This window comes from Streptomyces bobili (assembly GCF_002154575.1).
GTDB lineage: Bacteria > Actinomycetota > Actinomycetes > Streptomycetales > Streptomycetaceae > Streptomyces > Streptomyces bobili.
This window is the reverse complement of record NZ_MUBA01000352.1, coordinates 1-23,192: the sequence shown is the minus strand read 5'-3', so window position 1 is coordinate 23,192 and position 23,192 is coordinate 1. Positions and strand designations below refer to the sequence as shown.

Genomic DNA, 23,192 nt, shown 5'->3' with positions numbered 1-23,192 from the left:
GCCCTCAACCAACCCCCCGAACCCCTGCGCCTGGGCCCGTCCGACGACGCCGAATGGGCGGCCTTCGCCGCGGAGGCGGTCCTGCGGGCGGGCGACGACACGGTCCTCGGCGACCTCAGCCGCCGACGCCGTATGCGCGCCGCCATCGACCTGACCTGGAACGCCCTCGCCGCCGAGGTCGCCGCGGCGGCGGACCGCGCCCCCGAGGTGGAGTCGGCCGTGCTTCCCCTGCGCGCCCGGATCTCCGTCCGGGCCGGCCTCGGCAACCTGGCCAACGGCCTGCGCCCGCCCGCCACCGGCCACGACAACCCGCACTTCTTCGACGACGCCGCCTGCGTCCGCGCCTGCGTGCTCGCGGTGGCCCACCCCGGCGACCCCCGACTCGCCGCCGAACTGGCCGAGTTCGACGCCCGCTACACGCAGGACGGCGACGGCGTGCACGGCGCTCGGGCGATGGCCGCGGCCCTCTCGCTCGCGCTGGTCGGCGCGGACACCGGGACCTGCGTGACCGCGGCGCTCGCCGAACTCCCCGAGGGAACGGAGATCGCCCGTAACGCCCGCCACGCGCTCGCCCTGGCCCGGACCGCGGAGAGCGCCTTCGCCCTGGTCCCCCTGCTGGAGCATCAGATCGTCGACCACGTCTACAGCTACGGCATCGCCGCCGCCGAGACCGTCCCGGTCGCCCTCGCGCTGGCCACCGCGTCGGGCGGACGGATCGCGCAGGCCGTACCGGCGGCGGCCTGTCTGTCGCGGGTCGCGGACTCCGCCCCCGCGCTCGCGGGCGCGCTGACCGGCGCACTGGGCGGCGCCGCGTCGATCCCGGCGAGCTGGCGCGACGCCTGCCGCACGCTCTCCGGCTGCGCCCTGCCCCGCCTCACCGGCACCGACCTGGTGGAACTCGCCGAACTGCTGGAAGCCACACAACCGGCCACGGCAGGAGGATGATTCGGATCATGACACCCAAAACAGAAGAAAGCGACGGAGGATCCGGGGGCACTCGGGAGAGCGGAACCCCGGTGGGCCCGACCCTGGAGGAACGCGTCACCGGCGCCCTCGTCGGCGCGGCCGTCGGCGACGCCCTCGGCGGGCCGGTCGAGGGCTACTCCCCCGACCAGATCCTCCAGCGTCACGGCGGGCGCGTACACGGCGTCGTCGGCCCCTGGAACGGTGACGACTGGCGCACCGCCCGCCCCATCGCGCCGTACCACAAGGGCGACGGGCACGTCACCGACGACACCTTGATGACCCACGCACTGATCAGGGTCTACGCCACGGTCCGCGACCACCTGGACGCGTACGCGCTCGCCGACCACCTGGTCCCGGACCTGATGACGAACCCGCGCTGGATCCCGGAGCTGGAGGCCGAGGCGCTCCCCCTCCAGCGCCTCTTCCTCGCGGAGAAATGGCTGGTCACGAGGATCCACTACGGCCATGTCGACCCGCGCGAGGCAGGCGTCGGCAACATCGTCAACTGCGGTGCCGCGATGTACATGGCACCGGTCGGCCTGGTCAACGCGGCCGATCCGGCGGCGGCCTACGCCGAGGCGATCGACCTGGCGGGCGCCCACCAGTCCTCGTACGGCCGTGAGGCGGCGGGCGTCTTCGCGGCGGCGGTGGCCGCGGCCTGCGCACCCGGCGCGACGCCCGACTCGGTGGTGGCGGCCTGCCTGTCGCTGGCCAAGGACGGCACCCGCGCGGCGATCGAGCAGGTCTGCGAAGTGGCCGCCCGGCACCGGGACTTCGAGTCGGCGCTGACCCCGATCCGGGAGGCGGTGACCCCCTACGACACCGTCGGCCCCGACTACCGGCAGCCCTCGCTTGCCGCCCGCCGCCCCTCCCGGCTGCACGCCATCGAGGAACTCCCCGTCGCCCTGGGCATGGTGGTGACGGCCGGCGGCGACTACCGGCACTCGGTGCTGGGCGCGGTGAACTACGGCCGTGACTGCGACTCGATCGCGACGATGGCCGGCGCGGTGACCGGCGCCCTCGGCTCCCCCGTGCCGGAGGAGTGGTCCAAGCGGGTCGCGGAGGCCAGCCGCCTGGACCTGTGGTCACCGGCGACGGCCCTCACCGAGGTCGCACGGGAGATCTTCGAGAAGGACGTCCACCGCCGCAGGGCGCACGAGCGGGCGTTCGCCGGCCTCGGGGGCCGGTGATGCTCCGCCTGACCTGGGTGCAGCCGGAGGACCTCGTCGGCCACGAACTCCGGCAGGCGGCCCAGGACGGCCGCGAACCGTCGGCGGTCGCCGCCCGCTGGCGTGCTGCGGGCGGCCGGGAGGCCCCGGTACGGGCCGGCGCATCGCCCCGGCGCGCGTCGCCCTATCTGCGACTCCTGGCGGAGGACCTGCTCGACGAACTGGCGGACCTGCCGAGCGCCTTGGCGGAGGACGAGCCGACGGACCTGCCGAGGATCAGGGCCGCCTGCCCGGCATGGCCCGCCGAGCCCGCCGGCGGCCGGGCCGGGGCGCTCACCCCGGCCGCCCTGGAAGCCGCCTGGCTGGGCCGGGCAGCCGGCTGTCTCCTGGGCAAGCCGGTGGAGAAACTCCCCCTCGCCGCCATCCGCGCCCTGGCCGCCGCGACCGGCAACTGGCCCCTCGCCGCCTACTTCACCGCGCGTGGCGTCCCGGCGGCCCTGTTGGAGGCCCACCCCTGGAACCGCCGCTCGGCGGGAAACTCCCTCGCCGAGAACATCGACGGAATGCCCGAGGACGACGACCTCAACTACCCCCTGCTCAACCTGCTCCTGCTCCGGCGGCACGGCAGAACCTTCACCACCGCCGACGTGGCACAGCTCTGGCTCGACGAACTCCCCGCCGGCCGCACCTTCACCGCCGAACGCCTCGCCTACCGCAACCTCCTCCACGGCATCGAACCCCCGCACACCGCCCGCCACCGCAACCCCTTCCGCGAGTGGATCGGCGCCCTCATCCGCGCCGACGTCCACGGCTGGACCAACCCCGGCGACCCGGCCGCCGCGGCCGGGCAGGCGCACCGGGACGCCACCCTGACCCACACCGCGAACGGCGTCTACGCGGCGATGTTCACGGCGGCCACCATCGCCGCCGCGGCGACCGGCGACCACGACATCCACGCCTGTCTGCGCACGGGCCTCACCGTCGTCCCACCCCGCTCCCGCCTGTTCCGAGCCGTCACCCACGCGATCGGACTCGCCCGCGAACACGCCGGCTTCGACACGGTCGTGGACCGGCTCCACGCCACGCACGGCGCCACCCACCACTGGGTCCACGCCGTCCCCAACACTGCCCTGATCGCCGCCGCCCTCACCCACGCCGACGGCGACTTCTCCGGCTCCATCTGCCGTGCCGTGTCCGGGGGTTGGGACACCGACTCCAACGGCGCCACCGCGGGCAGCGTCGCCGCACTCCTGGCCGGCACCCCGGCCGCCCTCCCCGACCGCTGGACGACCCCGCTCAAGAACCGCCTCGCCAGCACCGTCGCCGACTTCGACGGCACCGGCTTCGACACCCTCGCCCACCTCACCCACCGGGAGGCTGCACGCCCATGACCGACATCGTCGTGCTCGGCAGCACGCACATGGACCTCGTCACCTGCGTCGAGAAGGCCCCGCAGCGCGGAGTGAACACCGCCCGCTTCGGCACGGTCGAGTCCCCCTCCGGCACCGCGTCATGACCGAGACGAACGGCACCCCCACCCCCGGCGCGCCCCTCACCGGCCTGCGCGTCCTCGACCTGGCCACCCTCTTCGCCGGCCCCCTCGCCGCCACCATGCTCGGTGACTTCGGCGCCGAGGTCATCAAGATCGAGCACCCGTCGAAACCCGACCCGTCCCGAGGCCACGGCCCCTCCAAGAACGGCGTCGGGCTGTGGTGGAAGCTCCTCGGCCGCAACAAGCGCGCGATCACCCTGAACCTGTCGAGGCCCGGCGGGCGCGCCACCCTGCTGCGCCTCGCCGCCACGGCCGACGTGATCATCGAGAACTTCCGTCCCGGCACCCTGGAGAAGTGGGACCTCGGCTGGGAGGAACTGTCGGCGGCCAACCCCCGGCTGGTCCTCACCCGTGTCACCGGCTTCGGCCAGTTCGGCCCGTACGCCCACCGTCCGGGCTTCGGCACCCTCGCCGAGGCGATGAGCGGCTTCGCCTCCATCACCGGCGAACCCGACGCGCCCCCGACCCTGCCGCCGTTCGGCCTCGCCGACTCGATCGCGGCCCTGGCCACGGCGTACGCCGTCATGACCGCCCTCGCCGCCCGCGACCGCACCGGCGAGGGCCAGGTCGTCGACATGGCGATCATCGAACCGATCCTGACCGTCCTCGGCCCGCAGCCCCTCTGGTACGACCAGCTCGGATACGTCCAGGAGCGCACCGGGAACCGCTCCGCGAACAACGCCCCGCGCAACACCTACCGCACGGCCGACGGCACCTGGGTCGCGGTGTCGACCTCGGCCCAGTCGGTGGCGGAGCGCGTGATGCGGCTGGTCGGCCGCCCCGAGCTGATCGACGAGCCGTGGTTCGCGACGGGCGCCGGACGGGCCGCCCACGCCGACGTCCTCGACACGGCGGTCGGCACCTGGATCGCCGCCCGCACCCGCACCGACGTCCTCGCCGCATTCGAGAAGGCGGAAGCGGCCATCGCCCCCGTCCAGGACGTACGGGACGTGCTGACCGACCCCCAGTACCAGGCCCTCGACACCGTCACCACGGTCGACGACCCGGAACTGGGTCCGATCCGCATGCAGAACGTCCTGTTCCGCCTCTCCGCCACCCCCGGCGCGATCCGCTGGGCCGGCCGCCCGCACGGCGCGGACACCGACACGGTCCTCACCGAACTCGGCCTCACCCCGGCCGACCTGGCAGCCCTGCGCACGGAGGGCGCCCTGTGACCTTCCCGCTCACCTGGCTGTACGTCCCCGGCGACCGCCCGCACATCGTCACCAAGGCCCTGGGCTGCGGGGCGGACGTCGTCGTGATCGACCTGGAGGACGCGGTCGCCCCCGACCGCAAGGAGTACGCCCGCGCGGCCACCGCCGAGCTGCTCCGCGAGGAACAGCCGGTGCCGGTCCACGTCCGGGTCAACGCCCTGGACGGCCCCCTCGCCGACGCCGACCTCCGGGCCGTGGCCGCCCTTCCCGGCGTCCACGGTCTCCGCCTCCCCAAGGTGACGTCACCCGTCCAGATCACCCGGATCGCCGCCCGCATCGCGCAGCACGGCCCACGCCCGCTCTACGCCCTCCTCGAAACGGCCCTCGGCGTCGAACACGCCTACGCCATCGCCGCCGCTCACCCCGATCTGCGCGGCATCTCCCTCGGCGAGTCCGATCTGCGGGCCGACCTCGGCCTGCGCGCGGACGCCGGCCTCGACTGGTCCCGCTCCCGGGTGGTCGTCGCCGCGCGGGCGGCCGGGCTGGCCCCGCCGCCGCAGTCGGTCCACCCCGACATCCGCGACCTCGAAGGCCTGGCGTCCTCCTGCGCGCACGGCCGCAGCCTGGGCTTCCTGGGCCGGTCGGCGATCCACCCCCGCCAGCTCCCGATCATCGAACGGGCCTATCTGCCCACCCAGCGGGAGGTCGAGGAGGCGGAGACGATCGTCAAGGCCGCGGCGGCCGAGCCGGGCGCCCAGGCCCTGCCGGACGGCCGCTTCATCGACGCCGCGGTCGTGGCGACGGCCCAGCGGACGCTGTCGCTGGCCCGCCGGACCTGACGGTCACACACGACGAGGGCGCCCGGAGACCCCGGGCGCCCTCGTCGTCGTAGAACCTGCCGTCAGCTCTTCTTGCCCGCCGATTCGGAAGCGGACGCGGACTGGGATGTGGACTCGGCCCCGGACTCGGACTCGGACTCGGACTCGGACTCGGACTCGGCGGGATCCTTGTCCTCGGCCTCGGCCTCGTCCTTGTCGTCCTTGGCGTCTTCCGCGGAGGTCTCCGTGGACTTGTCAGCCTTGGCATCCGCATCGGCTTCGGCCCCGTCCGTGGCGGAGTCGTCCGCCCCGGGTTCCACCACGGTCTCCCGCCCCGGCCGCTTCTTCGCCGAGACCACGAGGTACACCACGGCCAGCACGAACACGATCAGCGCGGTCCAGTTGTTCAGGCGCAGGCCGAGGATGTGGTGGGCGTCGTCGACGCGCAGGTACTCGATCCAGAAGCGGCCGGCGCAGTAGGCGGCGACGTACAGCGCGAACGCCCGGCCGTGGCCCAGCTGGAAGCGGCGGTCGGCCCAGATGACGAGAAGGGCGACACCGACGCACCACAGCGACTCGTACAGGAACGTGGGGTGGTAGTCGCCCGGCACCCGGCCGTCCAGGGAGGACGTGATGCGCACGGCCCACGGCAGGTCGGTCTCCTTGCCGTACAGCTCCTGGTTGAACCAGTTGCCCCAGCGGCCGATCGCCTGCGCGAGGGCGATACCGGGTGCGATGGCGTCGGCGTAGGCGGGCAGCGGGATGCCCCGGCGGCGGCAGCCGATCCACGCGCCCACGGCGCCGAGGGCGATCGCGCCCCAGATACCGAGGCCGCCCTCCCAGATCTTGAAGGCGTCCACCCAGTTGCGGCCCTCGCTGAAGTACAGCTCGTAGTCCGTGATCACGTGGTAGAGCCGGCCGCCGACCAGGCCGAAGGGCACGGCCCAGACGGAGATGTCCGCCACCGTGCCGGCCCTCCCGCCCCGGGCCAGCCAGCGCTTGTTGCCGAGCCAGACGGCGACGAAGACACCGATGATGATGCAGAACGCATAGCCGCGCAGCGGAATGGGGCCGAGGTGGATCACTCCGCGCGACGGGCTGGGAATGTAGGCAAGTTCCATGGCAGGGTCGACGCTACCGTGCCGGGCCGGGCCCACGGCGGGCAGCCCGGCTACGGCTCCATAACGGGCCGCTGAGCGGGGCTCAGCCCTGGTCGGCCTCCTCCACCATCTTCTTCAGCTTGGCCGGCGTCATCGACTGGTCCTGGTAGATGTTCTTGCCGTTGAACAGGACGGTCGGGGTGCCGGTGAAGCCGCCACTGCGGAAGGCCTGGTTGGACTTGTCGACCCAGCTGTCGTGGGTGCCCTCGTCCACACAGGTGCGGAAGGCGGGCGTGACGAGGCCGTCGACCTTGCCGGCGAGGTCGAAGAGCCTGTCGCGGTCGGCGTAGGCGTCGTCGGTCTCCTGCGGCTGGTTCTCGAACAGCACGTCGTGGTAGGCGGGGAACTTCCCGGCGTCCTGGGCGCAGGCCGCGGCGTTGGCCGCCGTACGGGAGCCGCTGCCGCCCATGTTGCCGTCGATGATGGTGGCCAGGTGGTACTCCACCTTGAGCTTTCCGGCGTCGGTCAGCTCATGGATCGTCGAGCGGTAGGTGTCCTCGAAGGACTTGCAGGCCGGGCAGCGGAAGTCCTCCCACACGGTGAGCGTGGAGGGGGCGCTCTCCTTGCCGACGGGGATCGCCAGGGCGTCCTTGCCCTGCGCGCCCGACGGCGCCACGACCGGGCCGGCGCTGTCACCGCCGTCGTCCTTGCCGGCGTTCGCCGCGACGATGCCGATGACCGCGGCCAGGCCCAGTACGCAGACGACGCTCGCGGCGACGATCAGTGTCCGACGCCGCCGCTCCGCGGCCTTCTGCTTCTCACGCTCGACCGCCAGCCGCTCCCGGGCGGTGCGCTTCCTGTCACGATTCTTCTCGCTCACACCCCGGAAACGAACCGGGGAGGCGCCCAGCGCCTCCCCGGTCCCATGTCCACCCGTTCGAGTGACCGATTCTTTCCGCGCCGGCCGCTACGCCTGTCCGCGGACGCCCTTCGCCAGCTCGCCCGCGAGCGCGCGCACGGCCTCGACACCGGCCGCGTCGTCCGGGGCGTCGAGCATGCGCTTGACGAAGGCCGAGCCGACGATCACTCCGTCGGCGAAGCCGGCGACCTCGGCGGCCTGCCGGGCGTCGGACACGCCGAGGCCGACGCAGACGGGCAGTCCGGTGCCGGTCGCGCGGGTGCGCTCGACCAGGTCCTGGGCCTGCGCGCCCACCGACTCGCGGGTGCCGGTGACCCCCATCAGCGAGGCGGCGTACACGAATCCGCTGCCCGCCTCGGTGATCGTGGCGAGCCGTGCCTCCTGGCTGCTCGGCGCCACGACGAAGACCGTCGCGAGGCCGTGCTTCTCGGCGTGCTCCCTCCACTGCGCCGACTCCTGCACGGGCAGGTCGGGCAGGATGCAGCCCGCCCCGCCCGCCTCGGCCAGCTCGGCGGTGAAGCGCTCGACGCCGTAGCGGTCGATGGGGTTCCAGTACGTCATGACGAGGACCGGCTTCCCGGTGGCCTCGCACGACTCTCGGACCGTGCGCATGACGTCCGCGATGCGTACGCCGCCGCGCAGGGCGATGTCGTCGGCGGTCTGGATGACCGGGCCGTCGAGGACGGGGTCGCTGTGCGGCAGGCCCACCTCGACGATGTCGGCGCCGCCGTCCAGAACGGCCTTGATCGCCTCGATGCCGCCGTCGACGGTCGGGAACCCGGCCGGGAGGTAGGCGATGAGGGCGGCACGGCCCTCGGCCTTGGCGGTGGCGAGGGTGTCCGTCAGCAGGTGGATGTTGCCGCTCACTTGGCGTCCCCCTCGATCTCGGCGGTGGCGGTCGCGTCGGCCGCGACCTCGGCGTCGGTGTCGTACAGGCCGAAGTAGCGGGCGGCCGTGTCCATGTCCTTGTCGCCGCGGCCGGACAGGTTGATGACGATCAGTCCGTCCTTGCCCAGCTCCTTGCCGACCTCCAGGGCTCCGGCCAGCGCGTGCGCGCTCTCGATGGCCGGGATGATGCCCTCGGTGCGCGACAGCAGGCGCAGCGCCTGCATGGCGGCGTCGTCGGTGACCGCGCGGTACTCGGCGCGGCCGGTGTCCTTGAGGTAGGAGTGCTCGGGGCCGATGCCCGGGTAGTCCAGACCGGCCGAGATGGAGTACGGCTCGGTGATCTGGCCCTCGTCGTCCTGGAGGACGTAGGAGCGGGAGCCGTGCAGGATGCCGGGTTCGCCGGCCGTGAGGGTCGCGGCGTGCTCGCCGGTCTCGATGCCGTGACCGGCCGGCTCGCAGCCGATGAGGCGTACGCCGGCGTCCGGGATGAAGGCGTGGAAGAGGCCGATGGCGTTGGAGCCGCCGCCGACGCAGGCGACGGCCGCGTCGGGCAGGCGTCCGGCGCGCTCCAGGATCTGGCGGCGGGCCTCGACGCCGATGACGCGGTGGAAGTCGCGGACCATCGCCGGGAAGGGGTGCGGACCGGCGACGGTGCCGAACAGGTAGTGGGTGCGGTCGACGTTGGCGACCCAGTCGCGGAAGGCCTCGTTGATGGCGTCCTTCAGCGTGCGGCTGCCGGACTTCACGGCGACGACCTCGGCGCCGAGCATGCGCATCCGGGCCACGTTGAGTGCCTGGCGCTGGGTGTCGATCTCACCCATGTAGATGGTGCATTCGAGGCCGAACAGCGCGCAGGCGGTGGCGGTGGCGACGCCGTGCTGACCGGCGCCGGTCTCCGCGATGACCCGCGTCTTGCCCATGCGCTTGGTGAGCAGGGCCTGGCCGAGCACGTTGTTGATCTTGTGCGAGCCGGTGTGGTTGAGGTCCTCACGCTTGAGGAACACCCGGGCGCCACCGGCGTGTTCGGCGAACCGCGGCACCTCGGTGAGGGAGCTGGGCCGGCCGGTGTAGTGCACGAGCAGGTCGTCGAGTTCGCGGGCGAACTCGGGGTCGTGCCTCGCCTTGTCGTACTCGACGGCGACCTCGTCCACGGCGGCGACGAGGGCCTCCGGGATGAACTTGCCGCCGAAGGCGCCGAAGTAGCCTTCGGCGCTGGGGACGTGACCGTCCGGGTCGGGAATGAAGAACTCGCTGGGCATGCGGAAACCTCACGGTGAGTTTGTGGAGAACACGGTTCGCCGTGGGGGCGGAGCTTGTCGGACGACCTCAGGCCGTGTGCGGCCGGTCGCGCCCATGCGGTGGAACCGCATGGTCAGGCAGTGCCCCGCGCCCCCGAGGGGCGCGCTGCCATCGACGCCCGTTGACCTGTCCGGGCTCGGCTCCGATGACGTACCGCACCCTGCGGCCGTGCACCCTGCGGGCGGGCGCGCGGCAGCCACGGGGGCGGCAGCCGCGCGCGAGGCGGGCGTACCGGTCCGTGGCCGTGAGGGTGATCGGGAGCGTCATCGGTGCCAGCCTAGCGGGCGGTCAGCCGCGGCCGTGCCGCAGCGCGGGATGTTCGCCCGCCGCCACCAGGTCGGCCACCGCCGTCCTGGGGTCGCGGCCGGTGACGAGGGACTCGCCGACCAGGACCGCGTCGGCGCCGGCATTGGCGTAGGCGATGAGGTCGTGCGGGCCACGGACGCCGGACTCGGCGATCTTGACGAGGTGGTCCGGGATCTCGGGGGCGACCCGCTCGAACGTGCCCCGGTCGACCTCGAGGGTCTTGAGGTTGCGCGCGTTGACGCCGATCACCTTGGCGCCCGCGTCCACCGCGCGCTCGACCTCGTCCTCGTCGTGCACCTCGACGAGCGGGGTGAGTCCGATGGAGACGGCCCGCTCGATCAGTGACTCCAGGGCCGGCTGGTCGAGGGCGGCGACGATCAGCAGCGCGAGGTCGGCGCCGTACGCGCGGGCCTCCCACAGCTGGTACGACGTGACGATGAAGTCCTTGCGCAGCACCGGGATGTCGACACGCGCGCGGACCGCTTCGAGGTCGGCGAGCGAGCCGCCGAAGCGGCGCTGTTCGGTGAGGACGGAGATGACGGCCGCGCCGCCCGCCTCGTAGTCGGCGGCCAGGGCGGCGGGGTCGGCGATCGCGGCCAGCGCGCCCTTGGACGGGCTGGAGCGCTTGACCTCGCAGATGACCTTGACGCCGTCGCCCCTGAGCGCGGCGACCCCGTCCTTGGCGGCGGGGGCCTTGGCCGCGCGCTCCTTGAGCTCGTCGAGGCTGACGCGCGCCTGCCGCTCCGCGAGGTCGGCACGGACTCCGTCGATGATCTCGTCGAGCACACTCACGCGAGCGGCCCCCTTCCAGACGGTTGACAGTTCCAGCGACCAGAGAAATCGATGGTCACTGCGATGGTATCCGCAGGAGGGCCATCGCCTCACATCCGGCGGCGGGCGGTCCCAGTACCTGGACTTTCACCAAGTGATCAAGGGCGCAACCAGCCGCCGTACGGCAGGTTCCGGACAACCGTGAAGACCAGCAGCAACGCGCCCAGCGTCCACAGCTGGACGGGGCCGGGATCGAGGCGGACCGGGCGGCCACGCGCCGCGCGGACCACCCAGACGGTCCACAGCACGGCGAAGACCGCGTAGCCCGCGACCGCCATCGCGTTGGCGTGCAGGGCGGTCACCAGGTCGCCCTGCGCGAAGGCGTGGGCGCTGCGCAGGCCGCCGCAGCCGGGACAGTAGAGGCCGGTGACCCTCAGCAGGGGGCAGACCGGGTAGTGACCGGGCTCGTTGGGGTCGACGGCGGCCACGTACGTGAAGGCGCCGACGACGGCCGAGAGCACCCCGGCGGGGACCGCGAGCCGGGCCAGGAGGGTCGCGGGAGCGGGAGCGGGAGCGGGCGGCGTCACGCTGTGACTGTCGGCGTTCACGCCTCGCATTGTGCCCCGCGTCGGCCTCACGCGCGCGTGAGGGGCGGCCGGTCCGTGACCGGCCGCCCCTCACGCGGGGTCGTTCGCGGGGTTCAGTGCTCGGCGACGGCCGGCTCGCGCGCCGCCGTGACCTGGTGCACCGGGTGGGTGTCCCTCGGCATGCCGAGGCCCATGGCACGCATGCCGGCGCCGACGACGCCGCCGAGGACGACGATCGCCATGCCGGCCCAGAAGCCGAGCGGCTCGGCCATCACCATGAACGCGCCCGCGACGCAGAAACCGATGAAGGCGATGATGACACCGGTCCAGGCGGCCGGGGTGTGTCCGTGGCTGCTGCCCGCCATGACTTGCTCCTCGTTGCTGTCTATGTGGCGTACGGGTCGTACGTGTGAGAGCCGGAGGCTCGCCGTCCATTGTCCCGTACGCGTACGGGTGCCAGGTGCGGGGGTCGCTTCCGTTCGAGTCTGGTTCACCACATCGGGAAACCGGACCCGCGCGCGGGTGTCAGGCCGGGCCCGTCCCCGTGGGGTCCTCACCGCGGTCCAGGGCCTTCCAGATGTCCTCGGGACGGTCGGGGTCGACGACCGCGGCCCTGCGCCGGGGGCGGGGGGCGCCGTCGCGCTCGTAGCGGCCCGACATGGCCGGCCACAGCGGGCCGTAGCGCAGGGCGAGCAGCCCGGCCAGGAGGATCAGGGCGCCGCCTGCCGCGGCGGCGTAGGGCCAGGCCGTGTGCGTGAGGGAGGCGACGGCCGCGGAGGTGTCACCGGAGACCTTGGCGGCCTCGTCGTCGAGCGCGGAGCTGTCGGAGGCGCCGAACAGCGAGGCGGCGACGATACCGGCGCCGGAGAGCGCGAGGAGGGCGGAGACCGCGAAGCGGCCCGCCCTGCGGACGGCGAAGACGGCGACGAGCGCGGCGAGGCCCACTATGGCGAGCGCCGCGGGGACGCCCGTGACGTCACTGCCCTTGGCGGTCAGGGGGAAGGCGCCGCCGGCCACCGTGGCCGTGCCCTCCGACCAGCGCTGCCGGGTCGCGAGCAGGACCAGTGCCGCGCCCAGCGCGCCGAACATCAGGGCGAGCGCGAGGCTCCGGCGCCCGGACCGGGCGGGAGCGGCGGCTTCGGAACGGGGAGGAGGAACAGCAGTCACGTACTCCACTATCGCCTGAACCCCGGGCGAACCGGCACCCGGGGCGCACGTGACACTTGTCCTACTGCGCTCCTGTTCCGCTCCGGCTCGACTCGCGCGCCGCTCCTACCGCGCGTGACGCGCCCCTACTCGGCCAGCCGGTTGGCCGTGTGGACCGCGCGGAGCACGGCCGCCGCCTTGTTGCGGCACTCCTGGTCCTCGGCGGCCGGGTCGGAGTCCGCGACGATGCCGGCGCCAGCCTGGACGTAGGCGGTGCCGTCGCGCAGCAGGGCGGTGCGGATGGCGATGGCCGTGTCGGAGTCGCCGGCGAAGTCCAGGTAGCCGACGCAGCCGCCGTACAGGCCGCGGCGGGAGGGCTCCAGCTCGTCGATGATCTGCATGGCGCGGGGCTTGGGGGCGCCGGAGAGGGTGCCGGCCGGGAAGCAGGCGGTGAGGACGTCGAAGGCGGTGCGGCCCGGCGCGACCCGGCCCGTGACCGTCGAGACGATGTGCATGACGTGGGAGTACCGCTCGACGGACATGAAGTCGACGACCTCGACGGAGCCGGGCTCGCAGACCCGCCCCAGGTCGTTGCGCCCCAGGTCGACGAGCATCAGGTGCTCGGCGCGCTCCTTGGGGTCGGCGAGCAGCTCGTCGGCGAGGGCCTGGTCCTCCTGCGGGGTGGCCCCGCGGTGCCGGGTGCCGGCGATGGGGTGCACCATGGCCCGCCCGTCCTCGACCTTGACCAGGGCCTCCGGGGAGGAGCCCACGACGTCGAAGCCGTCGAAGCGGAAGAGGTACATGTACGGCGAGGGATTGGTGGCCCGCAGGACCCGGTAGACGTCCAGCGCGCTGGCCGTGCAGGGCGTCTCGAACCGCTGGGAGGGGACGACCTGGAAGGCCTCCCCGGCGCGGATGCGCTCCTTGACGTCCTCGACGGCCCGCTGGAAGTCGGGGCCGCCCCACAGGGCCGTGTACGCGGGGAGTTCGGAGGGGGGCAGGACGGCGGGCGGCTGGGCCACCGCGCGCGAGAGGTCCGCCTCCATGGCGTCCAGACGGGCGACGGCGTCCGCGTGGGCCTCGTCCACGCCCGTGTCGAGGTCGTTGTGGTTGATCGCGTTGGCGATCAGGAGGACCGAGCCCTCCCAGTGGTCCATCACGGCGAGGTCGCTGGTGAGGAGCATGGTCAGCTCGGGCAGCTTCAGGTCGTCGCGCTCGCCGGGGCCGATCTTCTCCAGGCGGCGGACGATGTCGTAGCCGAGGTAGCCGACCATGCCGCCGGTGAAGGGCGGCATGCCCTCCTGGTGGGGGGTGTGCAGGGCCTCGATGGTGGCGCGCAGGGCGGCCAGCGGGTCACCCTCGGCGGGCACGCCGACGGGCGGGGTGCCGAGCCAGTGGGCCTGTCCGTCGCGTGCGGTGAGGGTGGCGGCGGAGCGGACGCCGACGAAGGAGTACCGGGACCAGGAACGGCCGTTCTCCGCTGACTCCAGCAGGAACGTGCCGGGACGCTCGGCCGCGAGTTTGCGGTAGAGCCCGACCGGGGTGTCGCCGTCTGCGAGGAGCTTGCGGGTGACCGGAATGACGCGGCGGTCGGTGGCCAGCTTGCGGAACGTGTCGAGGTCCATGGCGGCTGACCTTACTGATCCGAGGCGGGTACGCCGGAATCGGCGTCCTCGAGGAGCACGTCGACGTCGAAGCAGGTCCGGGCGCCGGTGTGGCAGGCGGCGCCGACCTGGTCCACCTTGACCAGCACGGTGTCGGCGTCGCAGTCCAGGGCGACCGACCTGACCCACTGGAAGTGGCCGGAAGTGTCTCCCTTGACCCAGTACTCGCGGCGGCTGCGCGACCAGTAGGTGCACCGGCCGGTCGTCAGGGTGCGGTGCAGCGCCTCGTCGTCCATCCAGCCGAGCATGAGCACCTCGCCGGTGTCGTACTGCTGGGCGATGGCGGGCAGGAGGCCGTCGGGGCTGCGCTTGAGGCGCGCGGCGAGCTCCGGGTCGAGGCTGCTGGGCGGGGGCATGCTGGTCATGGGTTCATTGTGCCGCGCGGCGGTGACACTCCCGGCCCTGCGTCCACTGTGCGGACCCGCCGGGCGGTCGTAGGCTGGCCGCATGTCGACTTTCGCCAAGCGTGAACGGCTCCTTCTCGCCGACCTGTTGGAAACGGCGGGCCCCGAGGCGCCGACCCTCTGCGAGGGCTGGCGGACCCGCGACCTCGCCGCGCACGTGGTGGTGCGCGAGCGCCGGCCCGACGCGGCCGGGGGCCTGCTCGTCAAGCAGCTCGCGTCGCGGCTGGACAAGGCGATGGAGGAGTTCGCCGCCAAGCCGTACGAGGAGCTGATCCAGCTCATCCGTACCGGCCCGCCACGGTTCTCGCCCTTCCAGCTCAAGCAGCTCGACGAGGCGTCGAACATCATCGAGTTCTACGTCCACGGCGAGGACGTCCGGCGGGCACAGCCCGACTGGACGCCCCGCGAGCTGGACCCCGTCTTCCAGGACGCCCTGTGGTCGCGTCTGGAGCGCACGGCCCGGCTGACCGGCCGCGGTACGCCGACCGGACTGGTGCTGCGGCGCCCCGACGGCCGTACGGCGGTCGCCAACCGCGGTACGCCGGTCGTCACGGCGACGGGTGAACCGTCCGAGCTGCTGCTCCTCCTGTACGGCCGGGGCGGCGCCGCCAAGGTGGATCTGGCCGGCGAGGAGGAGGCCATCACCACCCTGCGCGGCGGCAAGCAGCTCGGCCTCTGAGAGGACGCCCAGTGATCAAGGTCGCGATGACCAGCGTGTACGTCGACGACGTCGCCAAGGCCCACGCCTTCTACACCGACGTCCTCGGCTTCGAGACCCGCATGCACATGAACGTGGGCGGCGGCACGCTGTTCGTCACCGTGGGCGCGGCCGAGGGCGCCCAGCCGGACCTCCAGCTCCTGCTGGAGCCCGGCCACGGCCCGATCGCCGAGCCCTACCGGGCGGCCCTGCGGATGGCCGGCCTGCCCTGCATCGTGTTCTCCGTGACCGACCTCCGGGCGGAGTACGAGCGCCTGAGTGCCCTCGGCGTCCACTTCGCCCAGAAGCCCCAGAAACAGGGCCCGATGTACCTGGCCATCCTGGACGACACGGTGGGCAACTGGGTCCAGCTGACCCAGATGAAGGGGTAGGTCAGCTCCGAGCGTCCATGGGTAAGCCCCGGTCACCTGGTGAGCGGGGCTTACCCATGGACGCCGAAAGGGTCAGCGCACCGGGTGGCCGGCCTCTCGGAGGGCGTTCTTGACCTCGCCGATGCGCAGGTCACCGAAGTGGAACACCGAGGCGGCCAGGACCGCGTCCGCGCCCGACTCGACGGCCGGGGCGAAGTCGGCCAGCCTGCCGGCGCCGCCCGAGGCGATCACCGGGACCGACACGTGCTTGCGAACGGCGGCGATCATCTCCAGGTCGTAGCCGTCCTTGGTGCCGTCCGCGTCCATCGAGTTGAGCAGGATCTCGCCCGCGCCCAGCTCGGCGGCCCGGTGGGCCCACTCGACGGCGTCGATGCCGGTGCCGCGACGGCCGCCGTGGGTGGTGACCTCGAAGGAGCCGGACTCGGTCCTGCGGGCGTCCACCGACAGGACCAGCACCTGGCTGCCGAACCGCTCGGCGATCTCCTTGATCAGTTCCGGACGGGCGATCGCGGCGGTGTTGACCCCGACCTTGTCGGCGCCGGCCCGCAGCAGCTTGTCCACGTCCTCGGGGGCGCGCACCCCGCCGCCGACGGTGAGCGGGATGAACACCTGCTCGGCCGTGCGGCGCACCACGTCGTACGTGGTCTCACGGTTGCCCGAGGATGCGGTGATGTCCAGGAACGTCAGCTCGTCGGCACCCTCGGCGTCGTACACCTTGGCCATCTCGACGGGGTCGCCCGCGTCGCGCAGGTTCTGGAAGTTGACGCCCTTGACGACCCGGCCGTTGTCCACGTCCAGGCAGGGGATGACTCGGACCGCCAGGGTCATGAATCCACGGCTCCTCTATGTCCTTCGGACGTATGTCCACTGAATGCTTCGAGTTCCACGGAGACCAGGACCCGCGGATCGACGAACCCCTCCACGACCAGCAGGGTCGAGACGGGGCGCACGGCGTCGAAGAGTTCCTTGTGGGCCCGGCCCACCTCGTCGACGTCCCGTGTGTGCGCCAGATACATCCGGGTCCTGATCACCGAGCCGGGGCCCAGCCCGAACCCGGCGATCGCCTCCAGGGCGCTGGTGAAGGCCACCTTGGCCTGTTCGTAGGGGTCGCCCTCCCCGTACAGCACGCTGCCCCTGAAGGACGTCGTGCCCGCCACCAGCACCAGGTCACCTGCCGCGACGGCACGCGCGAAGCCGAACGTCTCTTCCCAGGGACTTCCGCTCTGCGCGCGCCGTACGGCTTCGGACGTCATGACGCCACAGCCTCCAGGGCCTCTTCCAGGGTGAACGCCTTCGCGTACAGCGCCTTCCCGACGATGGAGCCCTCGACACCGAGGGGCACCAGTTCGGCGATGGCGCGCAGGTCGTCGAGGGAGGACACGCCGCCCGAGGCCACGACCGGGCGGTCCGTCGCGGCGCACACGTTGCGCAGCAGCTCCAGGTTCGGGCCCTGGAGGGTGCCGTCCTTGGCGATGTCGGTGACGACGTACCGCGCGCAGCCCTCCTTGTTCAGGCGCTCCAGCGTCTCGTAGAGGTCGCCGCCGTCGCGGGTCCAGCCGCGCCCGCGCAGGGTGGTGCCGCGCACGTCGAGACCGACGGCGATCTTGTCGCCGTGCTCGGCGATGACCCTGGCGACCCACTCGGGGGTCTCCAGGGCGGCCGTGCCCAGGTTGACGCGGGTGCAGCCGGTGGCGAGGGCGGCGGCGAGGGTGTCGTCGTCGCGGATGCCACCGGACAGCTCGACCTTGATGTCCATGGCGCCCGCGACCTCGGCGATCAGCGCGCGGTTGTCGCCGGTGCCGAACGCGGCGTCGAGGTCGACCAGGTGCAGCCACTCGGCGCCCGAGCGCTGCCAGGCGAGGGCCGCCTCCAGGGGCGAACCGTAAGAAGTTTCCGTCCCCGACTCACCGTGCACGAGCCGGACGGCCTGGCCGTCGCGGACGTCGACGGCGGGGAGGAGTTCGAGCTTGCTCACAGGGTTCCGATCCAGTTGGTGAGGAGCTGGGCTCCGGCGTCGCCGGACTTCTCGGGGTGGAACTGGGTGGCCCACAGCGGGCCGTTCTCGACGGCGGCCACGAACGGCTTGCCGTGCGTCGACCAGGTCACCGTGGGGGGCTGCATCGCGGGGTTCTGTACGTCGAAGGACCAGTCCTGGACGGCGTAGGAGTGCACGAAGTAGAAGCGCGCGTCCGGTTCCAGGCCGGCGAACAGCCGGGAGCCGGCCGGGGCCTCCACGGTGTTCCAGCCCATGTGGGGCACGATGTCGGCCTGGAGCGGCTCGACCGCGCCGGGCCACTCGTCGAGTCCCGCGGTCTCCACGCCGTGTTCGATGCCGCGGGCGAACAGGATCTGCATGCCGACGCAGATCCCCATCACCGGGCGGCCTCCGGACAGTCGGCGGTCGATGATCCAGTCCCCGCGCGCCTCCCGCAGGCCCTTCATGCAGGCGGCGAAGGCGCCGACGCCCGGCACCAGCAGCCCGTCGGCGTTCATCGCCCTGTCGAAGTCGCGCGTTATCTCGACGTCGGCCCCGGTGCGCGCGAGGGCGCGCTCGGCGGAGCGGACATTGCCGAAGCCGTAGTCGAAGACCACGACCTTCTTCGATGCGGCGGTCAATTCCACACCTCCAGCCTCATCACACCCGCGACCAGACACATCGCGGCAGCTATGGAGAGGAGCACCACGAGGCTCCTCGGCATGTCCTGCTTGACGAAGGAGTAGATGCCGCCGGCCAGGAAGAGGCCGACGACGATCAGGATGGTGGACAGGCCGGTCACAGCGCGCCCTTCGTGGAGGGGAGGATGCCGGCCGCGCGCGGGTCGCGCTCGGAGGCGTAGCGCAGGGCTCGGGCCAGCGCCTTGAACTGGCACTCCACGATGTGGTGCGCGTTGCGCCCGTAGGGCACGTGCACGTGCAGCGCGATCTGGGCCTGGGCGACGAAGGACTCCAGGATGTGCCGGGTCATCGTGGTGTCGTACTCGCCGATCATCGGCGCCATCTTCTCGGGCTCGGTGTGCACGAGGTAGGGGCGGCCGGACAGGTCGACGGTGACCTGGGCGAGGGATTCGTCCAGCGGGACCGTGCAGTTGCCGAAGCGGTAGATGCCCACCTTGTCGCCGAGGGCCTGCTTGAAGGCGGCGCCCAGCGCGAGGGCGGTGTCCTCGATGGTGTGGTGGGAGTCGATGTGCAGGTCCCCGTCGGTCTTCACGGTCAGGTCGAACAGACCGTGCCGGCCGAGCTGGTCGAGCATGTGGTCGTAGAAGCCGACACCGGTCGCCACGTCGACCTTGCCGGTACCGTCGAGATTGATCTCGACCAGGACGGACGTCTCCTTGGTCGTGCGCTCCACGCGTCCGACACGGCTCATGAACCCTGCTCCTTCTTGATCTCACGGACCGCGTCGAGGAACGCGTCGTTCTCTTCGGGGGTCCCGGCGGTGACGCGCAGCCACCCCGGTACGCCGTTGTCGCGGACCAGGACGCCCCGGTCGAGGATCTCGCGCCACATGGCGTGCGCGTCCTCGAACCGGCCGAACTGGACGAAGTTGGCGTCGGAGGCGGTCACCTCGTAGCCGGCCGCCAGCAGTTCGCTCACCAGCCGGTCCCGTTCCGTCTTGAGCTGCTCGACGTAACCGAGCAGGGTGCCGGTGTGTTCCAGGGCGGCCAGGGCGGTCGCCTGGGTGACGGCCGACAGGTGGTAGGGCAGCCGGACCAGCTGGACGGCGTCCACGACCGCCGGGTGGGCGGCGAGGTAGCCGAGGCGCAGCCCGGCCGCGCCGAAGGCCTTCGACATCGTCCGCGAGACGACGAGATTCGGCCGACCTTCGAGCAGTGGCAGCAGCGAGGCGCCGTGACTGAACTCGATGTACGCCTCGTCCACGATCACCATGGACGGCTTCGCGGCCTGCGCGGCCTCGTACAGCGCGAGGACGGTCTCGGCCGGGACGGCGCTGCCGGTGGGGTTGTTGGGGGTGGTGATGAAGACGACGTCCGGCCGGTGCTCCGCGACGGCCTTCTCGGCGGCCGGGAGGTCGATGGTGAAGTCCTCGTGGCGCGGCCCGGAGATCCATCCGGTGCCGGTGCCGCGCGCGATGAGCCCGTGCATCGAGTACGACGGCTCGAAGCCGATGGCCGTACGGCCCGGTCCGCCGAAGGTCTGCAGCAGCTGCTGGATGACCTCGTTGGAGCCGTTGGCGGCCCACACGTTCGCCAGGCCCACCTCGTACCCGGAGGTGTCCGTCAGGTACGCGGCCAGCCGGGTGCGCAGCTCGACGGCGTCGCGGTCGGGGTAGCGGTTGAGGTTGCGGGCGGCCTCGCGGACGCGCTCGGTGATCCGCTCGACCAGCGCCTCGGGCAGCGGGTAGGGGTTCTCGTTGGTGTTCAGCCGTACCGGCACGTCCAGCTGGGGCGCGCCGTAGGGGGACTTGCCTCGCAGCTCGTCCCGCACGGGGAGATCGTCGATGCCTGTCACTTGCTCTCCGGAACCTTCCAGTCGAACCGTGCCTTGATCGCCGCGCCGTGCGCGGGCAGGTCCTCCGCCTCCGCCAGCGTGACCACGTGGTGCGCGACGTCGGCCAGCGCGTCCCGCGTGTAGTCGACGATGTGGATGCCGCGCAGGAAGGACTGGACGGACAGGCCGGAGGAGTGGCAGGCGCAGCCGCCGGTGGGCAGGACGTGGTTGGACCCGGCGGCGTAGTCGCCGAGCGAGACGGGCGCCCACGGTCCGACGAAGACCGCGCCCGCGTTGCGCACCCGGTCGGCGACCGCGGCGGCGTCGGCGGTCTGGATCTCCAGGTGCTCGGCGCCGTAGGCGTCGACCACGCGCAGGCCTTCGTCGATGCCGTCGACGAGGACGATCGCGGACTGCCTGCCGCCCAGCGCAGGGACGATCCGGTCGTCGATGTGCTTGGTGGCCGCGACCTGCGGCCGCAGCTCCTTCTCGACCGCGTCCGCCAGTTCGGCGGAGTCGGTGACCAGGACGGCGGCGGCCAGCGGGTCGTGCTCGGCCTGGCTGATCAGGTCGGCGGCGACGTGGACGGGGTCGGCGGTGGAGTCGGCCAGGACGGCGATCTCGGTCGGGCCCGCCTCGGCGTCGATGCCGATCTTGCCGGTGAAGTAGCGCTTGGCGGCGGCGACCCAGATGTTGCCGGGCCCGGTGACCATGTTGGCGGGCGGGCAGGACTCGGTGCCGTAGGCGAACATCGCGACGGCGGTGGCGCCGCCGGCCGCGTACACCTCGTCGATGCCGAGCAGGGCGCACGCGGCGAGGATCGTCGGGTGCGGCAGTCCGCCGAAGTCGGCCTGGGCCGGGGAGGCGAGCGCGATCGACTCGACACCGGCCTCCTGGGCCGGCACCACGTTCATGATCACGGAGGACGGGTAGACGGACCGTCCGCCGGGCGCGTACAGCCCGACCCGGTCGACCGGAACCCACTTCTCGGTCACGGATCCGCCGGGCACGACCTGTGTCGTGTGATGCGTGCGGCGCTGCGCGCGGTGGACGAGACGGGCGCGGCGGATGGACTCCTCCAGGGCCGCGCGCACGGCCGGGTCGAGTTCCGCGAGGGCGCGGCTGAGGGCCTCGGCCGGGACCCGGACCCGGTCGAGCCGGACGCCGTCGAACTTCTCGGCGAAGTCGATCAGTGCCGCGTCGCCCCGATGATGCACGGCCTCGCAGATCGGGCGCACCTTCTCCAGTGCGGCCGAGACGTCGAAGTCGGCTCGGGGCAGCAGGTCGCGCAGGGCGGGGCCTTCGGGGAGGGCGTCGCCGCGCAGATCGATTCGGGCCAGCGAGAGATTTTGCAGCACGTGGTCAATTCTCTCAGACCGGAATCGGAGGCCGTCCGCGCGTATCAATGGCTGATACAGAACGTGGCCGGAAACGGAAGATCCCGCTCACGGCTAGCGTTCGGGGCGTCACTCACCGGGCATGAACGGGTGTGCGAAACATGTGCGCGAGCGAAGGGACCGAAACAGCGTGACGGAAGGGGCCGGCATCCAGGCCGGGGACCTGCCGGACGACCTGACCGCCGCCGAGGCCGGCATGTGGCAGGCCTTCCGCAACGGCAGCGTGTACGACCTCAGCAGCGGGGACACCGTCGTCGACGACCCGCACGGCGGGCATCCCTGGGGCGAGGCCCGCACGGTACGTGCCCGGATCGTGGCCTGGCTGCTGCTGGACGGGCCGCCCGCGCTGGCCGGCCGGGTGTCCTCGCTCAAACTGGTCGGCGTGCAGCTCAGCGGCAGCCTCGACCTGGCGGGCGGCACCGTCGAGCCGTACGTCGAGATGAAGCGCTGCCGCTTCGAGCGGGACGTGCTGCTGCCCGAGGCGCGGGTGACGACGCTGCGCATGGTGGACTGCTCGGTGCCGCGGCTGGAGGCGGCCCGGCTCCAGACCGAGGGCGATCTGCACCTGCCCCGCTGCCGCTTCCACAACGGCGTCCGGCTCACCGACGCGCACATCGGCACCGACCTGATGCTCAACATGGCGATCGTCTACCGCGACCGCACCGGCCGCTCGATCGCCGCGGACGGCCTGACCGTCGGCCAGGACCTCCAGGCCGAGATGCTGGAGTCGCACGGCGAGCTGCGGCTGCGCAGCGCCAAGATCGGGGTCTCGCTGAGCCTGCGCGGGGCCCGGCTCACCAACCCGTACACCCGGTTCGCGCTGAACGCGCCCCAGCTGACCGTGGAACGCTCCCTGTACATGACCCCGGCCGGCCTCGGCGGCCAGTCGCTGAGCGGCACGACTCCCGCGCACGGGACCCGCGTCCAGCGCTTCGAGTGCCGGGGCGGGGTCCGCCTGGACGACGGGCGGTTCGGGGACGCCGTCGACCTGGAGCGGGCCCGGTTCACCTTCACGGACGAGCAGGAACTGTCGCTGCGCCGGGTGCAGACACCCGAGCTGCGCTTCCTCGGGGAGCGGCCGCAGCGCGGCAAGGTGGTGCTGTCCGGGGCGCGGGTGGTCAACCTGGTGGACCGCGCGGAGGCGTGGCCGGGCCCCGGGAACCTGCACATGGGCGGTTTCGCGTACGAGAACCTGGTGCCGCAGGGCCCGTTCCCGCTGGCCGAGCGGCTGGGCTGGGTGGCCGCGGCGACCGCCGAGTACAACCCGGAGCCGTACGAGCGGCTGGCGGCGGTGCTGCGGGCCGGCGGGGAGGACGAGGACGCCCGCGAGGTGCTGCTCGCCAAGCAGCGCAGACGCCGCGAGACACTGCCGCCGGCCGCGAAGCTCTGGNNGGCCGGGCGGCGGTGTGGATGGCGGTGCTGTGGGCGGCGAGTTCCCTGGCGTTCCGGCACGCGGAGCATCCGCCCGTCAGCCGCGACGGGCATCCGCCGTGGAATCCGGCGCTGTTCGCCCT

General features: G+C 72.5%; 27 protein-coding genes and 1 pseudogene. 9 read left to right on the top strand and 19 right to left on the bottom strand.

The window, feature by feature from the left end:
• From BZL64_RS26160 to BZL64_RS26140, 6 genes are all read left to right on the top strand, one after another.
• On the top strand, positions 1-945 hold a 945-nt coding region (locus BZL64_RS26160), incomplete at its 5' end, for an ADP-ribosylglycohydrolase family protein (RefSeq protein WP_086771642.1).
• Positions 946-953: 8 nt separating this feature from the next.
• Positions 954-2,156 carry an ADP-ribosylglycohydrolase family protein gene (locus BZL64_RS26155; RefSeq protein WP_086771641.1) on the top strand — a complete coding sequence of 401 codons (1,203 nt, stop codon included), beginning with the start codon at positions 954-956 and terminating at the stop codon, positions 2,154-2,156.
• A complete protein-coding gene (locus BZL64_RS26150; RefSeq protein WP_086771640.1) occupies positions 2,156-3,526 on the top strand; it encodes an ADP-ribosylglycohydrolase family protein in 1,371 nt (456 codons plus the stop codon). The genes BZL64_RS26155 and BZL64_RS26150 overlap by 1 nt, the downstream gene beginning before the upstream one ends.
• Positions 3,523-3,651: a hypothetical protein gene (locus tag BZL64_RS41955; protein WP_279634612.1), complete on the top strand. Its 129-nt coding sequence runs from the start codon at positions 3,523-3,525 to the stop codon at positions 3,649-3,651. The genes BZL64_RS26150 and BZL64_RS41955 overlap by 4 nt, the downstream gene beginning before the upstream one ends.
• Entirely contained in the window at positions 3,648-4,862 is a 1,215-nt protein-coding gene (locus BZL64_RS26145) for a CaiB/BaiF CoA transferase family protein (RefSeq protein WP_086771639.1), read from the top strand. The genes BZL64_RS41955 and BZL64_RS26145 overlap by 4 nt, the downstream gene beginning before the upstream one ends.
• Positions 4,859-5,680, top strand: coding sequence for an HpcH/HpaI aldolase/citrate lyase family protein (locus tag BZL64_RS26140; protein WP_086771638.1), 822 nt, complete (start codon positions 4,859-4,861; stop codon positions 5,678-5,680). The genes BZL64_RS26145 and BZL64_RS26140 overlap by 4 nt, the downstream gene beginning before the upstream one ends.
• Positions 5,681-5,742: 62 nt before the next feature.
• Here BZL64_RS26140 and lgt read toward each other — a convergent pair whose 3' ends face one another.
• From lgt to hisI, 11 genes are all read right to left on the bottom strand, one after another.
• Positions 5,743-6,780, bottom strand: a complete 1,038-nt coding sequence (gene lgt / locus BZL64_RS26135; protein ID WP_086771637.1) for a prolipoprotein diacylglyceryl transferase — start codon at positions 6,778-6,780, stop codon at positions 5,743-5,745.
• Positions 6,781-6,862: 82 nt separating this feature from the next.
• Complete coding sequence (locus BZL64_RS26130; protein ID WP_086771636.1) at positions 6,863-7,639, bottom strand: thioredoxin domain-containing protein; 777 nt, start codon at positions 7,637-7,639, stop codon at positions 6,863-6,865.
• A gap of 87 nt (positions 7,640-7,726) precedes the next feature.
• On the bottom strand, positions 7,727-8,545 hold the full coding sequence (trpA, locus tag BZL64_RS26125; protein ID WP_086771635.1) for a tryptophan synthase subunit alpha: 819 nt from the start codon (positions 8,543-8,545) through the stop codon (positions 7,727-7,729).
• On the bottom strand, positions 8,542-9,825 hold the full coding sequence (gene trpB, locus BZL64_RS26120) for a tryptophan synthase subunit beta (RefSeq protein WP_086771634.1): 1,284 nt from the start codon (positions 9,823-9,825) through the stop codon (positions 8,542-8,544). Before trpB ends, trpA begins: the two co-directional genes overlap by 4 nt.
• Before the next feature lie 67 nt (positions 9,826-9,892).
• Positions 9,893-10,132, bottom strand: a complete 240-nt coding sequence (gene trpM, locus BZL64_RS42205; protein WP_086771633.1) for a tryptophan biosynthesis modulator TrpM — start codon at positions 10,130-10,132, stop codon at positions 9,893-9,895.
• 21 nt (positions 10,133-10,153) lie between these two features.
• A complete protein-coding gene (trpC, locus tag BZL64_RS26110; RefSeq protein WP_086771632.1) occupies positions 10,154-10,963 on the bottom strand; it encodes an indole-3-glycerol phosphate synthase TrpC in 810 nt (269 codons plus the stop codon).
• A 137-nt stretch (positions 10,964-11,100) separates the two neighbouring features.
• Complete coding sequence (locus BZL64_RS26105; RefSeq protein ID WP_086771631.1) at positions 11,101-11,559, bottom strand: DUF2752 domain-containing protein; 459 nt, start codon at positions 11,557-11,559, stop codon at positions 11,101-11,103.
• An 83-nt stretch (positions 11,560-11,642) separates the two neighbouring features.
• The gene (locus tag BZL64_RS26100; protein WP_086771630.1) at positions 11,643-11,894 is read right to left on the bottom strand and encodes an HGxxPAAW family protein; all 252 of its coding nucleotides are present in this window, start codon (positions 11,892-11,894) and stop codon (positions 11,643-11,645) included.
• Positions 11,895-12,054: 160 nt separating this feature from the next.
• The gene (locus BZL64_RS26095) at positions 12,055-12,705 is read right to left on the bottom strand and encodes a TIGR02234 family membrane protein (RefSeq protein ID WP_086771629.1); all 651 of its coding nucleotides are present in this window, start codon (positions 12,703-12,705) and stop codon (positions 12,055-12,057) included.
• A 116-nt stretch (positions 12,706-12,821) separates the two neighbouring features.
• Positions 12,822-14,300, bottom strand: coding sequence for an anthranilate synthase component I (locus BZL64_RS26090; protein WP_086771628.1), 1,479 nt, complete (start codon positions 14,298-14,300; stop codon positions 12,822-12,824).
• Positions 14,301-14,311: 11 nt separating this feature from the next.
• Positions 14,312-14,704: a phosphoribosyl-AMP cyclohydrolase gene (gene hisI / locus BZL64_RS26085; protein ID WP_086771627.1), complete on the bottom strand. Its 393-nt coding sequence runs from the start codon at positions 14,702-14,704 to the stop codon at positions 14,312-14,314.
• A gap of 82 nt (positions 14,705-14,786) precedes the next feature.
• On the opposite strand from hisI, the gene BZL64_RS26080 reads away from it, so the two are divergent.
• Positions 14,787-15,422, top strand: a complete 636-nt coding sequence (locus BZL64_RS26080) for a TIGR03085 family metal-binding protein (RefSeq protein ID WP_086771626.1) — start codon at positions 14,787-14,789, stop codon at positions 15,420-15,422.
• 11 nt (positions 15,423-15,433) lie between these two features.
• Entirely contained in the window at positions 15,434-15,832 is a 399-nt protein-coding gene (locus tag BZL64_RS26075; RefSeq protein ID WP_086771625.1) for a VOC family protein, read from the top strand.
• Between the two features lie 72 nt (positions 15,833-15,904).
• Here BZL64_RS26075 and hisF read toward each other — a convergent pair whose 3' ends face one another.
• Genes hisF through hisD form a run of 8 tightly spaced genes read right to left on the bottom strand, consistent with a single transcriptional unit; the run spans position 15,905 to position 21,639 of the window.
• Positions 15,905-16,660: an imidazole glycerol phosphate synthase subunit HisF gene (gene hisF, locus BZL64_RS26070; protein WP_086771624.1), complete on the bottom strand. Its 756-nt coding sequence runs from the start codon at positions 16,658-16,660 to the stop codon at positions 15,905-15,907.
• Positions 16,657-17,085, bottom strand: a complete 429-nt coding sequence (locus tag BZL64_RS26065) for a RidA family protein (protein ID WP_086771623.1) — start codon at positions 17,083-17,085, stop codon at positions 16,657-16,659. Before BZL64_RS26065 ends, hisF begins: the two co-directional genes overlap by 4 nt.
• The gene (gene priA / locus BZL64_RS26060; protein WP_086771622.1) at positions 17,082-17,807 is read right to left on the bottom strand and encodes a bifunctional 1-(5-phosphoribosyl)-5-((5-phosphoribosylamino)methylideneamino)imidazole-4-carboxamide isomerase/phosphoribosylanthranilate isomerase PriA; all 726 of its coding nucleotides are present in this window, start codon (positions 17,805-17,807) and stop codon (positions 17,082-17,084) included. The genes BZL64_RS26065 and priA overlap by 4 nt, the downstream gene beginning before the upstream one ends.
• On the bottom strand, positions 17,804-18,454 hold the full coding sequence (gene hisH / locus BZL64_RS26055; RefSeq protein WP_086771621.1) for an imidazole glycerol phosphate synthase subunit HisH: 651 nt from the start codon (positions 18,452-18,454) through the stop codon (positions 17,804-17,806). Before hisH ends, priA begins: the two co-directional genes overlap by 4 nt.
• Positions 18,445-18,609, bottom strand: coding sequence for a hypothetical protein (locus BZL64_RS40310; protein ID WP_167396204.1), 165 nt, complete (start codon positions 18,607-18,609; stop codon positions 18,445-18,447). The genes hisH and BZL64_RS40310 overlap by 10 nt, the downstream gene beginning before the upstream one ends.
• Positions 18,606-19,199, bottom strand: a complete 594-nt coding sequence (gene hisB, locus BZL64_RS26050) for an imidazoleglycerol-phosphate dehydratase HisB (protein WP_086771620.1) — start codon at positions 19,197-19,199, stop codon at positions 18,606-18,608. The genes BZL64_RS40310 and hisB overlap by 4 nt, the downstream gene beginning before the upstream one ends.
• Positions 19,196-20,302, bottom strand: coding sequence for a histidinol-phosphate transaminase (locus tag BZL64_RS26045; RefSeq protein WP_086771619.1), 1,107 nt, complete (start codon positions 20,300-20,302; stop codon positions 19,196-19,198). Before BZL64_RS26045 ends, hisB begins: the two co-directional genes overlap by 4 nt.
• Positions 20,299-21,639 carry a histidinol dehydrogenase gene (gene hisD, locus BZL64_RS26040; RefSeq protein ID WP_244205502.1) on the bottom strand — a complete coding sequence of 447 codons (1,341 nt, stop codon included), beginning with the start codon at positions 21,637-21,639 and terminating at the stop codon, positions 20,299-20,301. Before hisD ends, BZL64_RS26045 begins: the two co-directional genes overlap by 4 nt.
• Before the next feature lie 169 nt (positions 21,640-21,808).
• Between hisD and BZL64_RS26035 the strand changes: the two are divergent.
• A pseudogene (locus BZL64_RS26035) lies at positions 21,809-23,192 on the top strand (oxidoreductase); the annotation flags it as partial.